At 43.0% G+C, this 19,788-nt stretch carries 22 protein-coding genes, 1 tRNA gene and 1 pseudogene; 15 read left to right on the top strand and 9 right to left on the bottom strand.

The genetic code is table 11. From position 1 onward, the window contains the following. Positions 1-126, bottom strand: a pseudogene (locus tag IQ234_RS12920) (ISL3 family transposase); the annotation flags it as partial. 423 nt (positions 127-549) lie between these two features. Here IQ234_RS12920 and IQ234_RS12925 point away from each other — a divergent pair. From IQ234_RS12925 to IQ234_RS12950, 6 genes are all read left to right on the top strand, one after another. Further along, complete coding sequence (locus tag IQ234_RS12925; RefSeq protein ID WP_193957394.1) at positions 550-1,701, top strand: acyl-CoA dehydrogenase family protein; 1,152 nt, start codon at positions 550-552, stop codon at positions 1,699-1,701. 102 nt (positions 1,702-1,803) lie between these two features. Continuing rightward, positions 1,804-3,447: an alpha-keto acid decarboxylase family protein gene (locus IQ234_RS12930; RefSeq protein WP_193957395.1), complete on the top strand. Its 1,644-nt coding sequence runs from the start codon at positions 1,804-1,806 to the stop codon at positions 3,445-3,447. A gap of 144 nt (positions 3,448-3,591) precedes the next feature. Next, complete coding sequence (locus IQ234_RS12935) at positions 3,592-4,983, top strand: IctB family putative bicarbonate transporter (RefSeq protein ID WP_193957396.1); 1,392 nt, start codon at positions 3,592-3,594, stop codon at positions 4,981-4,983. Positions 4,984-5,298: 315 nt separating this feature from the next. Further along, the gene (locus IQ234_RS12940) at positions 5,299-5,694 is read left to right on the top strand and encodes a protease inhibitor I42 family protein (RefSeq protein WP_322743457.1); all 396 of its coding nucleotides are present in this window, start codon (positions 5,299-5,301) and stop codon (positions 5,692-5,694) included. A gap of 54 nt (positions 5,695-5,748) precedes the next feature. Next, a complete protein-coding gene (locus IQ234_RS12945; protein WP_193957398.1) occupies positions 5,749-6,660 on the top strand; it encodes a C1 family peptidase in 912 nt (303 codons plus the stop codon). 159 nt (positions 6,661-6,819) lie between these two features. Then, positions 6,820-7,731: a hypothetical protein gene (locus IQ234_RS12950; RefSeq protein ID WP_193957399.1), complete on the top strand. Its 912-nt coding sequence runs from the start codon at positions 6,820-6,822 to the stop codon at positions 7,729-7,731. A 232-nt stretch (positions 7,732-7,963) separates the two neighbouring features. On the opposite strand, the gene IQ234_RS12955 is transcribed toward IQ234_RS12950, so the two are convergent. Next, positions 7,964-8,887, bottom strand: coding sequence for an AAA family ATPase (locus IQ234_RS12955; protein WP_193957400.1), 924 nt, complete (start codon positions 8,885-8,887; stop codon positions 7,964-7,966). Between the two features lie 254 nt (positions 8,888-9,141). Here IQ234_RS12955 and IQ234_RS12960 point away from each other — a divergent pair, with 254 nt between their 5' ends. Together IQ234_RS12960 and IQ234_RS12965 are read left to right on the top strand one after the other, a co-directional pair. After that, complete coding sequence (locus IQ234_RS12960) at positions 9,142-9,660, top strand: hypothetical protein (RefSeq protein ID WP_002737967.1); 519 nt, start codon at positions 9,142-9,144, stop codon at positions 9,658-9,660. 6 nt (positions 9,661-9,666) lie between these two features. After that, positions 9,667-9,939 (top strand): hypothetical protein, encoded by a 273-nt coding sequence (locus tag IQ234_RS12965; protein ID WP_193957401.1) that lies wholly within the window; start codon positions 9,667-9,669, stop codon positions 9,937-9,939. On the opposite strand, the gene IQ234_RS12970 is transcribed toward IQ234_RS12965, so the two are convergent. The 7 genes from IQ234_RS12970 to rplS all read right to left on the bottom strand — a co-directional run bounded on the left by IQ234_RS12970 (position 9,936) and on the right by rplS (position 13,711). Further along, positions 9,936-10,859 carry a bifunctional riboflavin kinase/FAD synthetase gene (locus IQ234_RS12970; RefSeq protein WP_193957406.1) on the bottom strand — a complete coding sequence of 308 codons (924 nt, stop codon included), beginning with the start codon at positions 10,857-10,859 and terminating at the stop codon, positions 9,936-9,938. The two genes, IQ234_RS12965 and IQ234_RS12970, sit on opposite strands and share 4 nt — an antisense overlap. A gap of 142 nt (positions 10,860-11,001) precedes the next feature. Further along, positions 11,002-11,715 carry a 50S ribosomal protein L1 gene (gene rplA / locus IQ234_RS12975; RefSeq protein ID WP_052277567.1) on the bottom strand — a complete coding sequence of 238 codons (714 nt, stop codon included), beginning with the start codon at positions 11,713-11,715 and terminating at the stop codon, positions 11,002-11,004. A 55-nt stretch (positions 11,716-11,770) separates the two neighbouring features. Next, positions 11,771-12,196, bottom strand: a complete 426-nt coding sequence (gene rplK, locus IQ234_RS12980) for a 50S ribosomal protein L11 (RefSeq protein ID WP_004160232.1) — start codon at positions 12,194-12,196, stop codon at positions 11,771-11,773. Between the two features lie 3 nt (positions 12,197-12,199). Next, positions 12,200-12,817: a transcription termination/antitermination protein NusG gene (nusG, locus tag IQ234_RS12985; protein WP_002735925.1), complete on the bottom strand. Its 618-nt coding sequence runs from the start codon at positions 12,815-12,817 to the stop codon at positions 12,200-12,202. Then, a complete protein-coding gene (gene secE / locus IQ234_RS12990; RefSeq protein WP_108936678.1) occupies positions 12,814-13,050 on the bottom strand; it encodes a preprotein translocase subunit SecE in 237 nt (78 codons plus the stop codon). The genes nusG and secE overlap by 4 nt, the downstream gene beginning before the upstream one ends. 124 nt (positions 13,051-13,174) lie before the next feature. Beyond that, positions 13,175-13,247: transfer RNA gene (locus IQ234_RS12995), tRNA-Trp, on the bottom strand. 101 nt (positions 13,248-13,348) lie between these two features. After that, entirely contained in the window at positions 13,349-13,711 is a 363-nt protein-coding gene (gene rplS, locus IQ234_RS13000; RefSeq protein ID WP_002738040.1) for a 50S ribosomal protein L19, read from the bottom strand. Positions 13,712-13,959: 248 nt separating this feature from the next. On the opposite strand from rplS, the gene IQ234_RS13005 reads away from it, so the two are divergent. From IQ234_RS13005 to IQ234_RS13035, 7 genes are all read left to right on the top strand, one after another. Next, positions 13,960-14,382 carry a hypothetical protein gene (locus tag IQ234_RS13005; RefSeq protein ID WP_193957402.1) on the top strand — a complete coding sequence of 141 codons (423 nt, stop codon included), beginning with the start codon at positions 13,960-13,962 and terminating at the stop codon, positions 14,380-14,382. 26 nt (positions 14,383-14,408) lie between these two features. Next, complete coding sequence (locus IQ234_RS13010) at positions 14,409-14,804, top strand: hypothetical protein (RefSeq protein WP_147073843.1); 396 nt, start codon at positions 14,409-14,411, stop codon at positions 14,802-14,804. A gap of 65 nt (positions 14,805-14,869) precedes the next feature. Continuing rightward, a complete protein-coding gene (locus IQ234_RS13015) occupies positions 14,870-17,383 on the top strand; it encodes an NACHT and WD repeat domain-containing protein (RefSeq protein WP_193957403.1) in 2,514 nt (837 codons plus the stop codon). A gap of 841 nt (positions 17,384-18,224) precedes the next feature. Next, positions 18,225-18,668, top strand: coding sequence for an IS200/IS605 family transposase (gene tnpA / locus IQ234_RS13020; protein ID WP_002740761.1), 444 nt, complete (start codon positions 18,225-18,227; stop codon positions 18,666-18,668). A 234-nt stretch (positions 18,669-18,902) separates the two neighbouring features. Continuing rightward, the gene (locus IQ234_RS13025; RefSeq protein ID WP_193957404.1) at positions 18,903-19,133 is read left to right on the top strand and encodes a hypothetical protein; all 231 of its coding nucleotides are present in this window, start codon (positions 18,903-18,905) and stop codon (positions 19,131-19,133) included. 3 nt (positions 19,134-19,136) lie between these two features. After that, a complete protein-coding gene (locus tag IQ234_RS13030) occupies positions 19,137-19,361 on the top strand; it encodes a DUF2283 domain-containing protein (protein WP_002742721.1) in 225 nt (74 codons plus the stop codon). Positions 19,362-19,466: 105 nt separating this feature from the next. Next, the coding region (locus IQ234_RS13035; protein WP_193957405.1) for a helix-turn-helix domain-containing protein at positions 19,467-19,788 on the top strand (322 nt) is incomplete at its 3' end.

Here is a 19,788-nt window from a genome sequence, read left to right on the forward strand (position 1 = left end):
CCCACAACGAGGACAGATTGCTTTTTGATTTTTCGATTCGAGCCGGAAGACTATACCTATATTTTCTAGATGTAGATAGCCTTGAATAGAGGTTCCTTCTAGGTTCAAAAATTTGTCAAGTATCATAGGTAAAACACTCTGGTCTTTGGCTATTATATCAAATCTTAACTCAATTATCTATCTTTTAGCATTAACCAGTTTGTGTCTTAAGTCTTTCCCTGTATAGGTTTTAGCTATTTTGGAGTATAGGTTATCTCATCGAATTTTATTTTAAGTTAATTATTCGCATAACAATTACCGAAGAGCCGTACTTTTTGATTGACAAAAAGTCTAAAAGTCTTACCCAACAAGGTTTTTAGATTTATTCAGCCAGCCCTAGATACTGTCCTCGATTCAAGCGGCCATGTCTAGCCCCTCGCCTCCACAGTTTAAACTGTCTGCTTGTCAAGTACAATTTATACAAAACAAGTGGGATTGCCCTGCTAAGTATATAGGGACAAGAAAATTGTTATCCGGACAAAATTAAGACAAGAGGTTGATAAAAACATCATGAATCGTACCCTAGCAAAAAAAATAGCAGCAGAAGTCGATAGTCGTTTTGGCAATTTTATTCGCGAACGCATTAACCCCGGAGTTTTAGAACGGGATGCCAATGGTACTTGTATATCAGAAGATATTTTTGCCGAAGCTTGTCGTTTAGGGATGACTCCCTACCCTGTAACTCAAGAATTAGGAGGTGGAGGGGCTGATCAGCTATCCTGGGGAATGATGCTCGATCAAGTCGGTTATCTCTGTCAAGATCTATCCTTTCCCTTCGTGATTTCTCTGCGCGGTTCGGTGATGAGGATGATCTACAAGTCAAAACGACAGAACTTGATCGAACGTTACCTGAAACCGATGATCGCGGGGAAAAGAGCGCCCGCTTTTGCCTATACCGACGGTGCGGATCCTTTTTCCTTTAACACCTGCGTCAGAGAAACCCAAGGCGGATATATCCTTTCTGGCAAAAAACTTTTCACCACTGGCGGTTACAATGCTGATACGTTTATGACCTATGCCCGTCATAAAACCGATAGTTTTGACGATCTTAAGGTTTTTTTGGTGGAAAAAGAATTCCCCGGAGTGGAAATTGTTCCCTTACCCATGGCAGGATGGCGCGCTGCTGGCATCTCAACGGTACATTTTCATGATGTTTTTCTTCCCCATGACTCAGTGATGGTGGCGGCCGATGGGTTAAGTCATGTGCAGGAATTTTTAAACGCTCGTCGTTCTATCTTGGTTAGTCCCGTTTTGGGCAGAATGGAGGCAATTTTGGAAGATTGTGTCAAAAGTCTCAGTCATTCCATCCGTTACAATCGACCCTTAACCGCTATGCAATCAGTACAGGCAGAGATCGGTAAAATGTATAAACTGCTAGAAACCAGTCGCTCGATCGTCTATCAATCCCTAGAAGCTGAGGCCTCTGGTCAGGTAGATCCTCTCTGGGAACCGATTACTAGCTTAGCTAAATCCTATGCTACCGACAGTGCTATCGAATTAGTTTTGATTGCCCAACGTTTGTTAGGAGGGGCAGGACAACTGAAAACTAACCATTACGAGCGTTATTTGCGAGATTTCTGCGGTTTAATCCCCGGAGGTGGCGCTCAAGGTACTCTAGATGTAGATCTGGGAGTTGCTATCATTAGTAAATATGATATGTAAGTTAGTCGGTCTTTTCCTAGCAAGAGCGGTCGGCATTTTGGCTGAAAGTGAGTAAGGAAAATTCCGCACCGACACCCTGCTCATCTTTGCGAGAAAATTGCTATGATCACCATCGGCGAATATTTATTCCAGCGTCTCCATAATTTAGGGGTTAATCATATTTTTGGGGTGCCGGGGGATTATGTCCTCGATTTGATGGATGTTTTGGTGGAAAGTCCGATCGAATTAGTTTGCACCTGTAATGAGCTTAACGCAGGTTATGCCGCCGATGCCTACGCGCGAGTCAAAGGTATGGGTGCTGTCTGTGTCACTTACGGAGTCGGGGGATTTAGCCTCGTTAATGCTGTGGTCGGTGCTTACGCTGAAAGAGTTCCCCTGGTGGTAATTAGTGGAGCTTCCGATCGCTCGATTCGCCGGGATAATTTATTATTACACCACACCACGGGCGATTATAATCTGCAATTTTCGATCATGGAAAAAGCCACGGTTGCCTCGGTTATTCTCACTAATTCTGCCCAAGCAGCCAGTCAAATCGATCAAACTTTAGCAGCTTGTTTGCATCACAAACGTCCTGTGTATATCGAAATTCCCCGCGATCTGGTCTATCGTCCCTGTATCCCCTCAGAAAATCCAATTTATTTAACCGATAATCTCACGGATACTGCCGCTTTAGAAGAAGCCATTGAAGAAGCGGTTTTTTTATTAGAAAAAGCGGAAAAACCAATTATTTTAGCGGGGGTAGAATTCCATCGGTTTAAACTCCAAGATAAGTTGCTGAAACTTTTAGAAGTAACGGGTTATCCCTTAGCTACCACTATTTTAGGTAAGTCGTCAATTTCAGAAATGCAGCCGCAATTTATCGGCACTTATGTGGGAGCATTAAGTCGCGAATACGTTAGTCAACGGGTGGAAAATGCCGATTGTGTCCTCTGTTTAGGGGCAATTATGTCCGATATGAATTTAGGGGGATTTACGGCTAATTTAAATCCCAATAATTTGATTAATGCTAATTCCGAGAAAGTAAAAATTAAACATCACTTCTATCAACCGGTATTCCTAGGGGATTTTATCGATGGTTTAATTGATAAGCTAAGTCACAAAGAAGCGGCAACACTAGAGATTAAACCCGCAGCCGAATTGAAGGATTTAGAATTCATCGCCGTGCCAGAGGAAAAATTAACTAATGCTCGTTTCTATGAGCGAATGAATCATTTTATCGCTCAAGAATCTTTTGTTATTTCCGATACAGGGGATGCAATTATTGCCACAATTGATTTATTAATGCCTCAACAAACTGACTTTATTGGTCAAGCATTTTATCTCTCTATTGGTTATTCAATTCCCGCCTGTTTAGGAGTAGCTTTTGCCGCACCAAATACTCGTCCTATCGTCTTTGTGGGGGATGGTGCTTTTCAAATGACTGCCCAAGAACTTTCGACAATTATCCGTCACCATCTCAATCCAATTATCTTTTTAATTAACAACGATGGTTACACGATCGAGCGGGTAATTCAGGATAATATTTATAATGATCTACAACCGTGGAAATATCACCAATTACCAGCAGTATTTAACGGGGAAAGTTGGAGTTGTCAAGTCAGGACAGAAGGGGAATTAGAAAAGGCTTTATCAATTGCCCAGGGTAACATCGATCGCCTATCATTTATTGAAGTACATCTCGATCGTTTTGACTGTTCCCAAGGCTTAACTCGTTTAGGTCAAGCTTTACGTTCACCCCATGCTTAGACTGGTTATGCTATTAGGTTTTGACTGTGTGAAGCTGCCCTAAGACACCGGACTGAAACTCTTTTCGCTCCCAAGAGTCAACAATTAAGATACAATCGGTATCTTAATCAAAGTGTGATGGTGACAACCGCAACTAAAAACCCTATGAATGCTTTATGGAAACAAATCACCCTACTGAACTTTTCCCCCGCTTCTTGGTCAAAATATAGCTATCTGCATCGTTTCGTCGGCCTTTTTAGTCAATGGCGACAGGGTAGCCGTTTTGTGGAGTGGACAGAACTGATGGGTGCGCTGTTAATCTCTCTTCTTATCGCCACTGCGCCGTTTTTCTCCACCAGTCAAATCGGTTTTTTATTGTTAGCAATAGCCGGTTATTGGCTACTCTTAACCCTTGTGGATGAAGGCAAAATCGGGGTGACACCAATTCACATTTTAGTGCTTTTATACTGGGGAATTGCCACGGTTTCCACGGCTTTTTCTCCCGTTAAAACCGCAGCTTTGGAAGGATTAATTAAATTAACTCTCAATCTCATCTTTTTTGCCTTTACTGCCCGAATTATGCGCTCGCCACGCCTAACAAATTGGATTATGACTACTTTAGTTTTAACCGCTTTAGCAGTGAGCGTTTACGGCATTCGTCAGCAAATTTTTGGCGCGGAACAGTTAGCAACTTGGAACGATCCCACTTCAGAATTAGCGGGGGATACTAGGGTTTATAGTTATCTCGGTAATCCTAATTTATTAGCTAGTTATTTATTCCCTGGTATTGCTTTTAGCGCTGCAGCCTTGTTTGTGTGGCAGGGATGGCTACCGAAAATTTTAGCGGCTTTATTAACTTTAGCCAATGCCGCTTGTTTATTTTTTACCGAGAGTCGTGGCGGTTGGATTGGTTTGATGGTCTTAGGAATTGTCTTCTTATTGCTGTTATTTTATTGGTTCAAAAATTATCTACCGTTATTTTGGCAAACATGGCTTTTACCCTTGATTTTAGGGGGTTTAGCCGTGGTGATTTTAGGGGCGATTTTATTGGTGGATCCCCTGCGAATTCGGGTGATGAGTATTTTCGCCGGCCGGGGAGATAGTAGTAATAACTTTCGGATTAATGTTTGGGATGCAGTTATTCGCATGATTCAAACTTATCCGCTTTTGGGCATCGGACCGGGTAATGATGCTTTTAAGAAAATTTACCCCCTATTCATGAAGCCAAAATACACGGCTTTAAGTGCCTATTCTGTGCTATTAGAAATCATGGTAGAAACGGGAATCATTGGTTTTACCTGTTTCCTCTGGTTATTAGTCACAACTATCGGCCAAGGCATCCATCAAATTAAACTTTTACGCGATAAAATGGACAGTCAAGGCTTTTGGTTAATCGGGGCGATTGCCGCTATGGCCGGAATTCTTGCCCACGGTTTTTTTGATACAGTTTGGTATCGTCCCCAAGTTAGTACCCTCTGGTGGTTAGTTTTGGGTTTAATTGCTAGTCGTTGTTATTCCCCCGCTAGAGGTTTTGATCGTGGCAATTCTCTCCTCTAGGGGGACGAAATGGGGGAGCATTGAGGAGTTATTTCAAATTACGGATGGGGCTGCTCTGAAGGGTATTTGAAGCTCGTGTAGGCGTAGGCGAGGGGGATTATTAAGAAAAATCACAAACCCCCCATCCTACCATCTCTCGGTGGGCAAAGCAAGAGATAATTAAATTAGATCGTTTCCCAGTTTCTTCTGCGCTTGGCGCGATTTCCTAACTGCAATAACGAGAGTGAATCCCTGTGGCCGTTATAGAGACGAGGGAGGAAAATAATGGATCGTTCTCTTAAGTGGGCCGTTGCGATTGTCATAACTCTAATCCTCGTGCTTTCCCCAGTCTTTTCCCAAGGCTGTGGGGCGACAGAGTGGAACCCGAAAGGAGGGAACGGTCAAGATACAATGCTAACCCTTACTCGCGCTGACAACGGCAAATCCATCACCATACAGGTCAACGACCTGCTGCTAGTGTCCCTCGACGAGAATCCCACTACCGGCTTTCAGTGGGCGGTCGATGGTGTCGGGAGCGATTTAGTGAAGCTGCAGGCCTCTGAGTATGTACCTGCCGGGGAGTCGAGAGTCGGCGGGGGCGGTCAGAGAATCCTGACCTTTAAAGCGCAACGGGCCGGGATAGATCAACTAAGGCTTAAGCTTTGGCGGGAGTGGCAAGGAGAACCGTCAATTGTCGAACGGTTTACTGTCACGCTCCAAGTCCGAGAGTAAAGGCTTCTCAGATAGCCAGGGGCTAGTGAGCAACGACTTAGGAGGAAAAGAAAAATGACTGAAACATTTGTAATTCCCGCAATGGGATGGTTGCCCGACTATCCCGATATTCGTGATGTTACTTTTCAATCTGAACGCGTACCGTCCAAACTGCAAGCTTTGGGACAGCCATCTGTCAAGCAAATGCTGGCCAAAGTGGGAGCAACGACATCTGCCCCAGCAGCGCTGCCAGCCGGCGTGGACTTGAGGCCGTGGTGTTCCCCCATGGAGGATCAAAAAACTATCGGTTCTTGTACGGCCCACGCCGGGGTCGGACTGGTGGAGTATTTTGAGCGGCGAGCTTTTGGCAAACACATAGATGCCTCGCGCCTCTTTCTTTACAAAGTGACGCGCAACTTGCTCAAATGGACGGGAGATACGGGAGCCTTCTTGCGCTCAACAATGTACGCCCTCACCTTGTTTGGCGTACCACCAGAAGAATACTATCCCTACAATATCGCTGATTTTGACAAAGAGCCGTCGGCATTCTGCTACGCTTTTGCCCAAAGCTATCAGGCGATTTCCTACTACCGCCTCGATCCGCCCGGGACGGCAAGAGACGCACTGTTAGCTCGGATCAAAACCGAATTGTCGAAAGGTCTGCCCTCGATGTTTGGCTTTACTGTTTACAGTTCTATCAGTCAGGGCAACACGACCGGCAAGATTCCTTACCCGACTCGGGGCGAGAGAGTTCTCGGCGGTCACGCGATTGATGCGGTCGGTTACGACGACAACCTCAAGATCAAGAACACCAATGCGGGTGGCATTGAAACCACCGGGGCCTTACTGATTCGCAACTCCTGGGGGACTGCCTGGGGAAGCGCTGGCTACGGCTGGCTGCCCTACAAGTACGTCCTCGATGGTCTGGCAACTGATTGGTGGTCGCTAATCAAGAGTGAATGGATCGATACGGGACAGTTCGGATAGGAGACCAATTCGATAAGGTGTGAGGGGCCAGATAAAGGCTTCTGGTGAGTTTTTTCAGAATAGGGGGGACGCTGGGAAAACTCACCCTTTGTTGAATTTTTTAGGGTATGCAGACTAGATCATGAATGGATGCTATCCAGAGCTTAGAGGGTATGAATTATGAATAATAATGAAGAGAAAAGCGATAAGAAAGATAAAAAGGATTTCTGGGATATTAGTAAAATCGTGGTAACTTTATTATTTACAACTATAGGAGGAGCTATAGGAGGAACGTTTACAGGTCTAACCAATTATTATTTCCGTCAACAAGAACTCGATATAAAGAGAGTTGAAACGGTAGAAAAATTTATGCCTTATTTAGTAGGTGAAATCAATGGACGAACCATTCCTAATGCTCAGGTAGCCAAAGAAAATACCATTATAGTTATTGCATCTTTAGGACATGAAGAATTAGCAATTAACTTAGCACGACTTAATCCCAGTTACACATCTATTCTCATCCTTAAGAAAATTATTCTGAAATCAATGCCTCTAGATACCCATCCGAAAAACAACAATGCTAAAGCTACAGATAGGGCTCTTGAAGCAGTTGAGGCTATTGGAGAAATAGCGAAAGCAAAGATTGATTTAGCATCAGAATCGACAGCTGTGTTACAAAATATAAACAAATTATATGCCATGCAATCTGAAGAGCTTGCAAGTAAAGCTATGGATGTTTTACAAGGGGTAACTCCATTTGCACACAATCGATATCCAGAAGCAACATCGATTAAAAAATGGGCTATTGTAATTAGCAGCGATACTAATTTAGAAGGTGCAAAATATGAAAAAGATCAAGCACTAAAAAAACGAAAAAGCTGGATAGATAAAGTCTTAAAAGAAGGAGAGGTTAATATTTATAAACGCAAAGAATTCTATGCTACAGTTGTTGAAGGTATTAACGAGAGTAATAAAGTTAAAACCTTGAGCTATTGGCAGAACGGATTTAGACCAAGCTCCTTTGTCATTGATTTTAACGATTGGTGTAAAAACCCGTCTGAGGATAAAGGTGGATATTTTGAATGCGAGTAAGCATCAAAGCAAGCTGTGATCGGGTGATAATTTTTAGAGATGTCCACTTTTGGTTCCACACTGTGAACAAAACATTGTTTTCTCCTGAGAGCAGATTTTCCGTGGACTCACTAAATATTTTTACTCCAGCCTTGAGTTAGCTAAGGCAATACTAGCAATTAATGGATCGGCTCTACCAATTTGGCCGAATTTAGAAATCCCCTGTAACTTACCGTTCATCAATAACTGAAATTTAAGCATAGATACGATCCTCGATCGCCACCGATTGCAGAAGTCTTTCCACGATAGCTTTAGCTTGACGACCGTGACTAGGAATCAGACGATGGCAGAAGACGTAGGGAGTAATCAACTTAACATCATCGGGGATAGCATAATCGCGACCTTCGAGGAAAGCGTAAGCTTGAACTGCTTTTTGCAAAACCACACAACCCCGGGGACTGACTCCTAAACTAATATCTTCATGATCACGGGTAGCGCGGACTAAATCGACAATATATTGCTGTAAAGCAGGAGCTACCCGGACCAGACTGACTAATCTTTGCAATTCTCCCACCTGTTCTAGGGAAATACAAGCTTCTAGGGATTTAACTGTCTCTTGAGAATGCTGTCTTTGTAACATTTTTAATTCTTCTGTGGCGCTGGGATAACCCAAACTCAGGCAAACGGCAAAACGGTCCATTTGTGCTTCTGGAAGCGGAAAAGTGCCTTGATATTCGATCGGATTTTGGGTGGCGATCACAAAGAAGGGTTGGGGGACCGGCCGCGCTTCTCCATCGACGGTAACTTGTTTTTCTTCCATGACTTCTAGAAGTGCCGATTGGGTGCGCGGGGTGGCCCGGTTGATTTCATCGGCCAGCAGGACGTTAGCAAAAGCGGGGCCGGGAATAAATTCAAATTCGCGACTGTTGGGGTTCCAAATCGTCGTTCCCGTAATATCACTAGGGAGGAGGTCGGGGGTGCATTGTACCCGTTGGAAACGACCGTTGATTGAACGCGCCAAGGATTTAGCTAAGAGGGTTTTGCCGACTCCGGGGACATCTTCCAGGAGAGCGTGGCCACCACTGAGTAAAGCCACCAGCACAATGCGAATCGATTCGGTTTGGCCGACGATGCTCTGGCTCAAATTTTCCATCAAAATATCAATAGCGTCTCTCATAGCACAAATGGGGGATTTTGTCAAGAAGGTTAATGTTAATTTTTCTTTATCTTAACGATTCTTTTCCCAATTTGCCCACACTAGCGAGGAAAGTTGACAGATAATGGCGGGAAATTTCCTACTAGGGAGCTAATCAGGGTTAGGGTGGCGACCAGGGAGAAAATTAGTTAAGAATTGTTGCCAGTGGGCGAAATCAAGATTTTCAGTTGGTTCAGTCTGATAAAATCGAGAAGAATTTCTCCTAATCAGTGAAGATGAAAGCCAGTTCGCTCGTTTTTAGTCTTGTTTTAGGAATCGCAGCCAGTACATTAACCAATAGTTTACCCGAAAATTTAACTTTCAATTCTCGGAAAATATTGGCTCAAGATCAGGCACCTTCCTGTCCCCTCCCTCCAGATATTGCCATCACTTTTCGCAATAGTGAATGTCAGGCAGTTACCCTAGAAAAACCCCAGACTTTTTTCCGTTATTACAGTGACGAAAATTACAAAAAAGGTCGTTTTCTGACCACGGATCAATATACCACCAATGTGGAAGTGATCAGAAATTTAGCCCTCGATCAAAAGTGGAATCCTCCCAATCAAGCGACCAAAGTAATATCGGTGACTTTACCTGCGGGAACAACAGTTTATCAAGGAATTGTCGCCCCCCAGAATCCGGCTGATTGTTATCCCGGTGGTGGTCAGCAAACTTTTATTAAAGACTCGCGAGATGCCAATATACAATGGGGAGAGGGACGAGCAATAACCGTCACATCTCTTTCCTGTCGCTAGAATATTATGGAAACGAACATGAGGGAATTAATTCAATCAATTGACCAAGCTATTACCGTGGCCGAACAGATGCCGAAAACAGAAAGATCGACTCGGATTGAGGGTTTAATTTCTGTCCTGAAAACCATCAAGAGTCAGGCTTTAGCTGGTCAATTACCACCGTCTCAAGGCATTGTTACCCTAGGATTAGCGCGAGAAGTAGCTGATTGGATCGATTCCCTTGATTCTCCTTTATTGAAAGCGGTGGGTAAAGTGGAAAGAGAATACCAAAAATATTAGTAGTTGTCGGTTACAGAACTTAGAATTAACCGAGAGCGATCGCAGTCTATCTCGATCTGATTTTTTAATTGATCGAGAGAATTAAATTTCTGTTCTGGTCGCAGGAATTGCACTAAATCCATCGTTAAAATACGATCATATACATTGCCCGACCAATCCAATAAATGGATTTCCACACTGACAGTTTTTCCCTCGATTGTGGGACGATAACCGATGTTCGTAACTGCCGGTAAGCGAGAACCATCGAGATGCACCCAACCGCAATAAACCCCCAGTCGCGGCAATAATTTATCGGGAGGAACCTGTAGATTAGCGGTATGAAAACCTAATTTTCTGCCCAGTTGTTGCCCGATGACCACGCGACCGGTTAAACTGTAGGGACGACCTAACATTTGTCCGGCTTGCTCAACGTTTCCCGCTGCCAAAGCTTGACGAATTAGGGAACTACTAATTCGACCCGTCCCACAGTTTTTTAAAGCAACAATCTCGACTTTAATATTAAATTGAGAGGCGATCTGTAATAAATCTTCCGCTGTACCTTGACGACGATAACCGAAGCGAAAATCTTGACCAACACTGATCGATTTAGCCTGTAATTTTGCTACTAAAATCTGTTCGATAAAAGCCAAGGGAGTCAGGGAAGCTAATTGAGCAGAGAAAGGCAGTAAAACTAATTGTTTAACGCCTAAATTCTCTAAAACTTCCACCTTTTCCCCTAGAGGAGTTAATAACTGCCATTTTTCTCCCGTAAAAAATTCCCGCGGGTGGGGAGTAAAACTAACAACGGTGGGATAAGCGGGTTCATCCCAAAAAATTGGCTGTAGGACGGTTTGATGACCTAGGTGCAAACCATCAAAGTTACCAAGAGCGATCGCACTAGGGGCTAAAATACGGGTATTAGGGGAATCTACAATCCACACGCTGGCTTTAAGAACAGATACAAGAGAATAATTCAAGCGATTAATCTTGAGTGTAGCCTTTTGATTCTATATCAATCGGGCGATCAAGCCAAAAAAACGCCCCCAATCCCTTGGAGGCTTTTTCAAAGAAAAATAACTGTCATTAACCTTCTGCTAATTTCAGATCCCGCAGGGTACTAATATCCACTTGAATCGATGGACCCATGGAAGAAGAAACGTAAACTGTACGCCAGTAACGACCTTTGGCCCCGGAAGGACGGTTTCTGTCCACCGTTTCCTGCAAAGCTTTCAAATTGATTAACAGATCCTCGGCACTAAAAGAAGCTTTGCCAAATTGAACGTGAACGATCCCGGTGCGATCGGCCCGGAATTCTAATTTACCCGCTTTAAACTCAGAGATCGCTCCCGTTAAATCCGTGGTTACGGTTCCCCCTTTCGGTGAAGGCATTAAACCCCGTGGACCGAGTTGACGACCTAATTTCGCCACTTTCGGCATCATATCGGGGGTGGCGATTAACACCTCGAAATCCATCATCCCCTTGGCGATTTCTTCGATTAATTCTTCTGAACCAACGATATCGGCCCCGGCATTGTTCGCTTCCTGCACCTGTTCCCCGCGAGTAATCACCGCTACTCGCACCGTGCGTCCAGTTCCTTTGGGTAAACTTACCGTTGTCCGCAGTTGTTGGTCGGTATATTTAGGATCGATACCTAAACGAATATGAGCTTCGGCGGTTTCGTCGAATTTCGCCGTCGCTAATTCCTTTAATAATGTCAGTGCCTCTAATGGCTCGTAGGCTTTATTTTCTACCTTAGCCTGGGCATCTCGCAAACGTCGTGAAACTTTTTTTACCATCTGATTTGTTGCTCCTTGGGTAATAACGAAGCTTAACTTCTCCCCGTAATAAGATTTAGTCTGAGATCTTGACACCCATATTTTTGGCCGTTCCCGCCACAATATTCATGGCTGCTTCGATGTCGTTAGCGTTAAGATCTGGCATTTTAGTCTGAGCGATTTCGCGTAATTGGTCGCGGGTAATGGTGGCGACAAATTTCTTGTTGGGTTCGTTGGAACCTCTTTCCACACCGGCCGCTTTACGGATGAGAACGGAAGCGGGGGGAGTTTTGAGGACAAAGGTAAAACTCCGATCCTCAAAAACGGAGATTTCCACAGGGATGATCATGCCGGCCTGATCGGCGGTTTTAGCGTTGTAATCTTTACAAAACGCCATAATATTCACCCCGTGTTGACCTAAAGCAGGACCGACCGGAGGAGCAGGGTTAGCCTTACCAGCAGGTAAAGCTAGTTTAATAATTGCGACGACTTTTTTAGCCATGATTTAGTTTTGTTTTTCGACTTGATTAAATTCCAATTCGACCGGGGTATCCCGACCAAAAATGGAGAGCAGGGCCTTGAGTTTGCCGCGCTCGGGACTAACTTCGATCACTTCCCCTTCAAAGTCCTTAAATGGACCGGATAGGACCAAGATTTGATCGCCAACTTCCATATTGATTTTGACGACGGGTTCTTGAATCTGAGCTTGTTTGAAGATGCGATCGACTTCTGACATACTCAAGGGTAGCGGGGTGACGTGACCGCGGCCGCGTCCGTAGTGGCGTTTTTGTTCGGCCCCAACAAAATTGATCACGTGGGGGGTGTTTTTGACCACCTGCCAAGCGTCATCATCCATGATCATTCTGATCAGGACATAACCGGGGAAGACTTTTTCCTCGCCGTGTTGCCGTGAACCATCCTTGCGGACCTTGACGGTGGCCGCTTGGGGAATCTGGACTTGCAGAATGCGATCGGCCACATCGAGGGTGTGGATGCGCTGTTCCAAATTAGCTTTGACCCGTTTCTCACAACCGGAAGCCACCTGCACGGCATACCAACGGGGTTTTTTCGGTAGGCCGCTAAGATTGAGTTCTTCGGGAAACTGCTCTTCTTCTAGATTCATGGGAACACCTTCCCCGCACCCCAGGCAAAGAATTTATCAATCAGATAGATGAGAGTGGCTACTAAAGTCACCATTAACATCACCGCCGCCGATTCGCTCAAAAGTTGCTGACGGGAAGGCCAGACGACTTTGGCGAGTTCTTCTTTGGTTTCATTGACGAATTCCTTGACCTGAAAGGAGTTTCCCTCTTTCTTGTCGCTCGCGTCTTTTTCTAGGGTTTCTTTTTTGGCCACGATCGCTACTCCTTAAAATGATACTCAAGCTATCCTTAACTTATCATTTTCACCGGACAACCCACACTAACCCTCAGACATTTAGATCATGTCCTTTGCAATTATCGGCTTGGTGATTACCAAACGCGCCCTGGAGGACTTGAACCCCCGACATCAGGTTTTGGAGACCTGCGTTCTACCAACTGAACTAAGAGCGCCCATTCGCTAAACTATTTGGCTTTTTTAAGGCCTTTATTTATTATAGCGTAGTTGTTGGCGATTAAGCAACTTTCTTGGTTAGGCTGTCGCCGGAAATTTTTTAGAGGGGGCGATCGAAACGTTCTTGTACCCTGGTGGCTTTGCCAACCCGATCGCGCAGATAGTAGAGTTTCGCCCGGCGTACTTTACCACGACGGATGATCTTGATACTGGCAACCCGTGGCGAGTGGAGCAGGAAGACTCTTTCTACTCCCACACCCTGGAAGACTTTGCGTACTGTAATCGTTTCGTTGATACCGCCATGGCGTTTGGCGATGACGATGCCCTCGTAGGGCTGAATCCGCTCTTTATCTCCTTCGACGATTCGCACCCCTACCCGGATCGTGTCACCGACATGGATAATGGGCAGATCGCTCTTGAGATACTCGGCTTCGATTGATTTGATAATCTCTTCCGTTTTCATCGGCTTTCGTAAAACTGACAATTTCTCATCATACCATATTTTTTTAGGTAAAGCCTTTCTCGTCTAGATGAAATATGATCTAAACGGGATTAGGGACTTGCGCTTTGATAATGTAGCTTTTGAGCAAACGCAGTTCGCCCTTCCCGACGAGCAAGCCATTTGCGCCCAATACCTCCGCCATAATCGCGTCAGATACTTTGCTTTGATCTAAGATTGAGTCAGCAATATCTAGTTTGGAGTCTCAGGCAATGGAACCGATTTCTCTAATTCTCGCTGCGTTGGCTGCTGGTGCGACGGGTGCTGCTAAGGATACGGCAGGAACAGCGGTTAAGGATGCTTATGAGAGTTTAAAAGCGTTGATTAAGAAGAAATTTGCAGAAAAAGGGAAAACAGATGATAGTGATATCGTCGATAAACATGAGAAAAAACCAGATTCAGAGGGGGTAAAAACACTGCTCAAAGAAGAGTTACTTGAAGCAAAAATTGATAGAGATGCAGAGGTTATTAAGACAGCAGAAGCATTACTCAAGCAATTAAAACCTGAAGAATTTGCCGCAGGTAAGTATAATATTAATGTTGGTGGTGATATTAAGGGAATGGTGGGAGATGGCACTTTTAAGGGAATTGCAGGAGATATTAGTGGTGGAAATATTAGTCAGAACATTAATTAGTTGAGGATTATTTAGGAAGGAAATTTATGTCAATTACTGTTGAGGTAGAACTTAAAGATTTTCTAATTCAAATCAATCAAAAGTTAGACAATCTTCAAAAAGATGTTACTGATATTAAGATTGAACTTAGTGAAGTTAAAGGTGAAATTAAGCGTCTGGAGGGAAAAATTGATGGTGTCGAGAAGCGTCTGGAGGAAAAAATTGATGGTGTCGAGAAGCGTCTAGAGGAAAAAATTGATGGTGTCGAGAAGCGTCTAGAGGAAAAAATTGATGGTATTGAGAAGCGTCTAGAGGGAAAAAATGATGGCGTGGAAAAGCGCTTAGAGAATCAAGAGTTCGTCAGTCGAGGGATTTTAGTTGCTTTAATTGTAACAATTTTAGGCGGTTTGGCTAAATTGTTTGGTTTAGTAGGAAGTCCTTAAAGATTGCTAATTCTAAAACTGCAATTTAAAGTTAACTTGAAAAGAATAATTTTGGAGTAGCAAAAATGACTGATAAAAGTTATTATTCAGAAATAGGGGGTGATGTTAAAGGTCTTATTGGTGATGGTGAATTTAAGGGAATTGCGGGTGATATTAGTGGGGGTGTAATCAATCAATATATTATCACCCAAAAGTCAGGAGTTGAGATTCAGGCTCAAACTTTAATTACGGGTTCACCTTATTTGGGTTTAAGGAAGTTTGAGGTAGATGATAAGGATAGGTTTTTTGGGCGAGATAATTGGATTATTGAGTTAACCGATTATTTAAAACAACAGAATGTTTTATTGCTTTTAGGTGCGTCGGGAAGTGGTAAATCTTCTCTCGTGCAAGCGGGTTTAATTCCTAAGTTAAAGGATAATTTTGGCGCGAATAAATTGGTTAATTTAACTTTTGTTCCTGATGTTAATCCCTTTGAGTCTTTTTATGGTTGTCTTTTGGCAAATAGATATAAACAATCCCAAGCGAAATTAGCACAAGCTGTTAAGGAAGAGACTTTAATTAAGGTGGTTGAAGGATTAAAAAATAATTCTGATTTATGGTTTATTTTTATTGACCAATTTGAGGAGTTATTCACTCGTACACCGAAGACAGAAAGGGATATTTTTATTAAAAGTTTGATTAAATTAATTGAAAAGAATGATAGTTGGGTTAAAATTGTGATGACGATGAGGGCTGATTTTTTAGATAAATTAAGTCCTTATCCCAGTTTAGGAAAAATCCATGATCAGTATAGCAAGATGTTAACGGATATGGATGAAAGTGAGTTAAGATTAGCTATTGCTGAACCGGCGGCGAGAAATGGGGTAATCTTTGAAAAGGGATTAATTAATCAAATTATTGCCGATTTTTATGAACAGGCTGGCTCTTTACCTCTGTTACAATATACGTTAGATTTATTGTGGCAAAAAGATCATATTCAAGAGCGGGTTTTAAATATTAAGACTTATCAAGAGATTGGTGGGGTAACGGGTGCGCTAGAAAAACAAGCGGATAAAATTTATAGTCAATTTAATGAAAAGCAACGGAAAGCAGCAGAGGAAATTTTTCTAGAGTTAATTAGTTTAGAAGGGAAAGAAGCGGTTAGCATAAGGGCGGATAAATCGAGTTTTGAACAGGAGGAAATGCAAGGGGAGGTTCTCTATCAATTGATAGATAATCGTCTTTTGGTGAGTAAGGGAGAAGACGGGAAAGCAACGGTTGAGGTGGCACATGAGGCGTTATTACGTTCTTGGAAAGTGTTACAGGATTTAATTCGAGAAAAAGAGGAGATAATTGTTCTGAGAAGTCGTTTATATGCTGATGCTAAACAGTGGGATGATTTACAGAAGCAAGATGCAGTAAAAGCGAGTAGTGAGCTTTGGGGAGGTTCTAAGTTGGCTAAAATTGTTGAGTTTCAAAAGAATAATTCTCTGCCTAATTTAGATCCTGTGGCGATTGAGTTTATTAAGGCGAGTATTACTCAAGCAGAACGGCAAAAAAATGAAAAAATTAGAACAGCGCGAATAATTACAGCGGTTTCGTTGGTAGCGGTGGTGGTTAGTAGTAGTTTGGGTTGGATGGCTTGGCAAAAAACCAGACAAGCAGAATTTAATCAAGCTGAGTCTCTTGGTAGATATTCCTTATCTCTATTGAATGAACATAAAAACTTGGAGGCTTTCGTCGAAGCGATTAAAGCGGGAAAAATTCTACAAAAGCAGCAGGCATACAACAAAAATGTGACAAATGCCTTACAGGAACTTCTCAACCAGAAAAGTGAACGCAATCGCTTAGAAGGGCATGATAGCGATGTCAATAGCGTTAATTTTAGTCCCGACGGCAAGACTTTGGTGAGCGGTAGTGATGACAAGACTATCAAACTCTGGAATGTAGAAACAGGCCAAGAAATCCGCACCCTCAAGGGGCATGATGAGCCTGTCTGGAGCGTTAATTTTAGTCCCGACGGCAAGACTTTGGTGAGCGGTAGTGTTGACAAGACTATCAAACTCTGGAATGTAAAAACAGGCGAAGAAATCCGCACCCTCAAGGGGCATGATAGGTATGTCCGAAGCGTTAATTTTAGTCCCGACGGCAAGACTTTGGTGAGCGGTAGTTTGGACAAGACTATCAAACTCTGGAATGTAAAAACAGGCGAAGAAATCCGCACCCTCAAGGGGCATGATAGGTATGTCCGAAGCGTTAATTTTAGTCCCGACGGCAAGACTTTGGTGAGCGGTAGTGTTGACAAGACTATCAAACTCTGGAATGTAAAAACAGGCGAAGAAATCCGCACTCTCTATGGGCATAATGAAGCTGTCTATAGCGTGAGTTTTAGCCCCGATGGTAAGACATTAGCTTCTGGTGGTGATGACAAGACTATCAAACTGTGGAATGTAGAGTATGGTTGGGATTTAGATGCTTTAATGGGGCGTAGTTGCGATTGGGTGCGGGCTTATTTGCAGAATCCTAATTCTGGTGTCAGGGAGGAGGATAGGGGTTTGTGTGATGGGATTGGGGGTAAATCGTCAGTATCAGGATTTTGAGGATTAGAGGATTTTCAGGATGCTCAACCTTAAAAGATTGTCAGGAGTTTCCAAGTAAATAATCCAGTTAATCCTAAAATCCCGTTAATCTTGGTTTAGACTTCTTTGTGAGGATACAGAAGGATTGTAGGGCGATGCAGAAGAGTTGTAGGACAATGCACGCTTTAATGGGGCGTAGTTGCGATTGGGTGCGGGCTTATTTGCAGAATCCTAATTCTGGTGTTAGGGAGGAGGATAGGGGTTTGTGTGATGGGATTGGGGGTAAATCGTCAGTATCAGGATTTTGAGGATTAGAGGATTTTCAGGATGCTCAATCTTAAAAGATTGTCAGGAGTTTCCAAGTAAATAATCCAGTTAATCCTAAAATCCCGTTAATCTTGGTTTAGACTTCTTTGTGAGGATACAGAAGGATTGTAGGGCGATTCAGAAGAGTTGTAGGACAATACAGAAAGTAGGACAATGCAGGACTTAAATGCTTTAATGGAACGTAGTTGCGATTGGGTGCGGGCTTATTTGCAGAATAATATTAATGTTAGGGAGGAGGATAGGGGTTTGTGTGATGGGATTGGGGGTAAATAGTCAGTATCAGGATTTTGAGGATTAGAGGATTTTCAGGATGCTCAATCTTAAAAGATTGTCAGGAGTTTCCAAGTAAATAATCCAGTGAATCCTAAAATCCCGTTAATCTTGGTTTAGACTTCTTTGTGAGGATACAGAAGGATTATAGGGCGATGCAGAAGAGTTGTAGGACAATACAGAAAGATTGTAGGATAATGCAGGACTTAAACGCTTTAATCTCTTCGGGTCTAATTCCCCGCCGCTCGCGGCGTACAATAGAAAAATGAGTGAATACATCCATAAGAGCCATAACGTAAGTGTTTTGCTATATCATTTAGTGTTCCCAGCCAAATATCGTAAAGCCGTTTTCGACGAACAGGTAGATAGCTTGTTGAAAGAAGTCTGTCTAGAGATGGAAAAACGATACGAGATAAAGTTTGTAGAAATTGGAGTGGATAAAGATCATGTGCATTTTCTGGTGCAATCAGTACCGACCTATAGTGTGACAAGGATAGTGACAATGATTAAAAGTATAACGGCGAGAGAAATTTTCAAAAAGTGTCCTCAAGTGAAAAAGCAGTTGTGGGGAGGAGAGTTTTGGAGTGATGGATATTACGCAAGTACGGTAGGAAAGCATGGGGATGAAGGTATGATAGCGAGATATGTAAAAGAACAAGATAAAGAATACCTGCAGCTACACCAAAATCTACAATTGAGTCTATTTTGATTCTGATACCCCGTCCGCTTGCGGCGGGGTAGTTCATTGGGGCGTAGTTGCGATTGGGTGCGGGTTTATTTGCACAATCCTAATTCTGGTGTTAGGGAGGAGGATAGGGGTTTGTGTGATGGGATTTGATCCCCCCCTGCCCCCCTTAAAAAGGGGGGAGAATTTAGTATCTGGGGAAATTTATCTAAATTTCGTTAAAATTATGATAGAAGGAATCGATCAGAAAAATGATGAATGAAAACTACCCGCTACTTTGAAGAACAAGTCTTGGTCAAAAGACCCTATCTTAAGCGAGAATGGTGTCAACAGGCTATCCAGAATCCAGTTAGACGAGAAATAGAACCAAATGGACGCATTCGTCATTGGTTATACATTCCCGAATTAGGAAAATACTTGCGAGTTGTCATTCTAGATGATGGAGAAACCATTCATAACGCCTTCCCAGATCGTAACTTTAAGGAGTAAAAAATGAAATTTAGTTATTATCCTGAAACCGATTCTCTATACATTAGCCTATCAGAAAAAACAAGCACCGATTCTCAAGAAATCGCCCCTGATATTGTTTTAGATTTTGATAGCGAAGGAAAATTAGTTGGAATTGATATTGATCAAGCTAGTCAAATTGTTGATTTAACTCGTTTAGAAACTGAATCTTTCCCCCTTAATTCTGTTATTTTAGCTCAATCAAAATAGTCTATATTAGAATCAAATAGCCAAAGAGATATAGCGGTATGCACTTGCATGAGGTACAATAGAAGAGGACAATAAATTATAGACCTAGGCAGGAGCCACGACCCGATGAAGCCCTATTCTTTAGACTTGCGACAAAAGATCATCGAGACCTACGAGGAGAATAACCTCTCACAACGTGAGTTAGCCAAAAGATTTAGAGTAGCTTTAAGCTTTATCCAGAAACTAATCAAGCAGTGGCGTGAAACAGGAAATCTAAATCCCCGACCGCATGGTGGAGGACAAAAACTCAAGCTTAAGAGCGACCAAATTATCTTGCTGGGCGATTTAGTCCAAGAAAAGAACGATGCCACCTTAGACGAGTTAAGAAAACAAATCGAGGAAAAAACACAGACGGTGGTGAGCAACTCAACAATCAGTCGAATTTTAA

It is taken from the genome of Microcystis aeruginosa LEGE 91341 (genome assembly GCF_015206885.1).
In the GTDB taxonomy this organism is placed as follows: domain Bacteria; phylum Cyanobacteriota; class Cyanobacteriia; order Cyanobacteriales; family Microcystaceae; genus Microcystis; species Microcystis aeruginosa_H.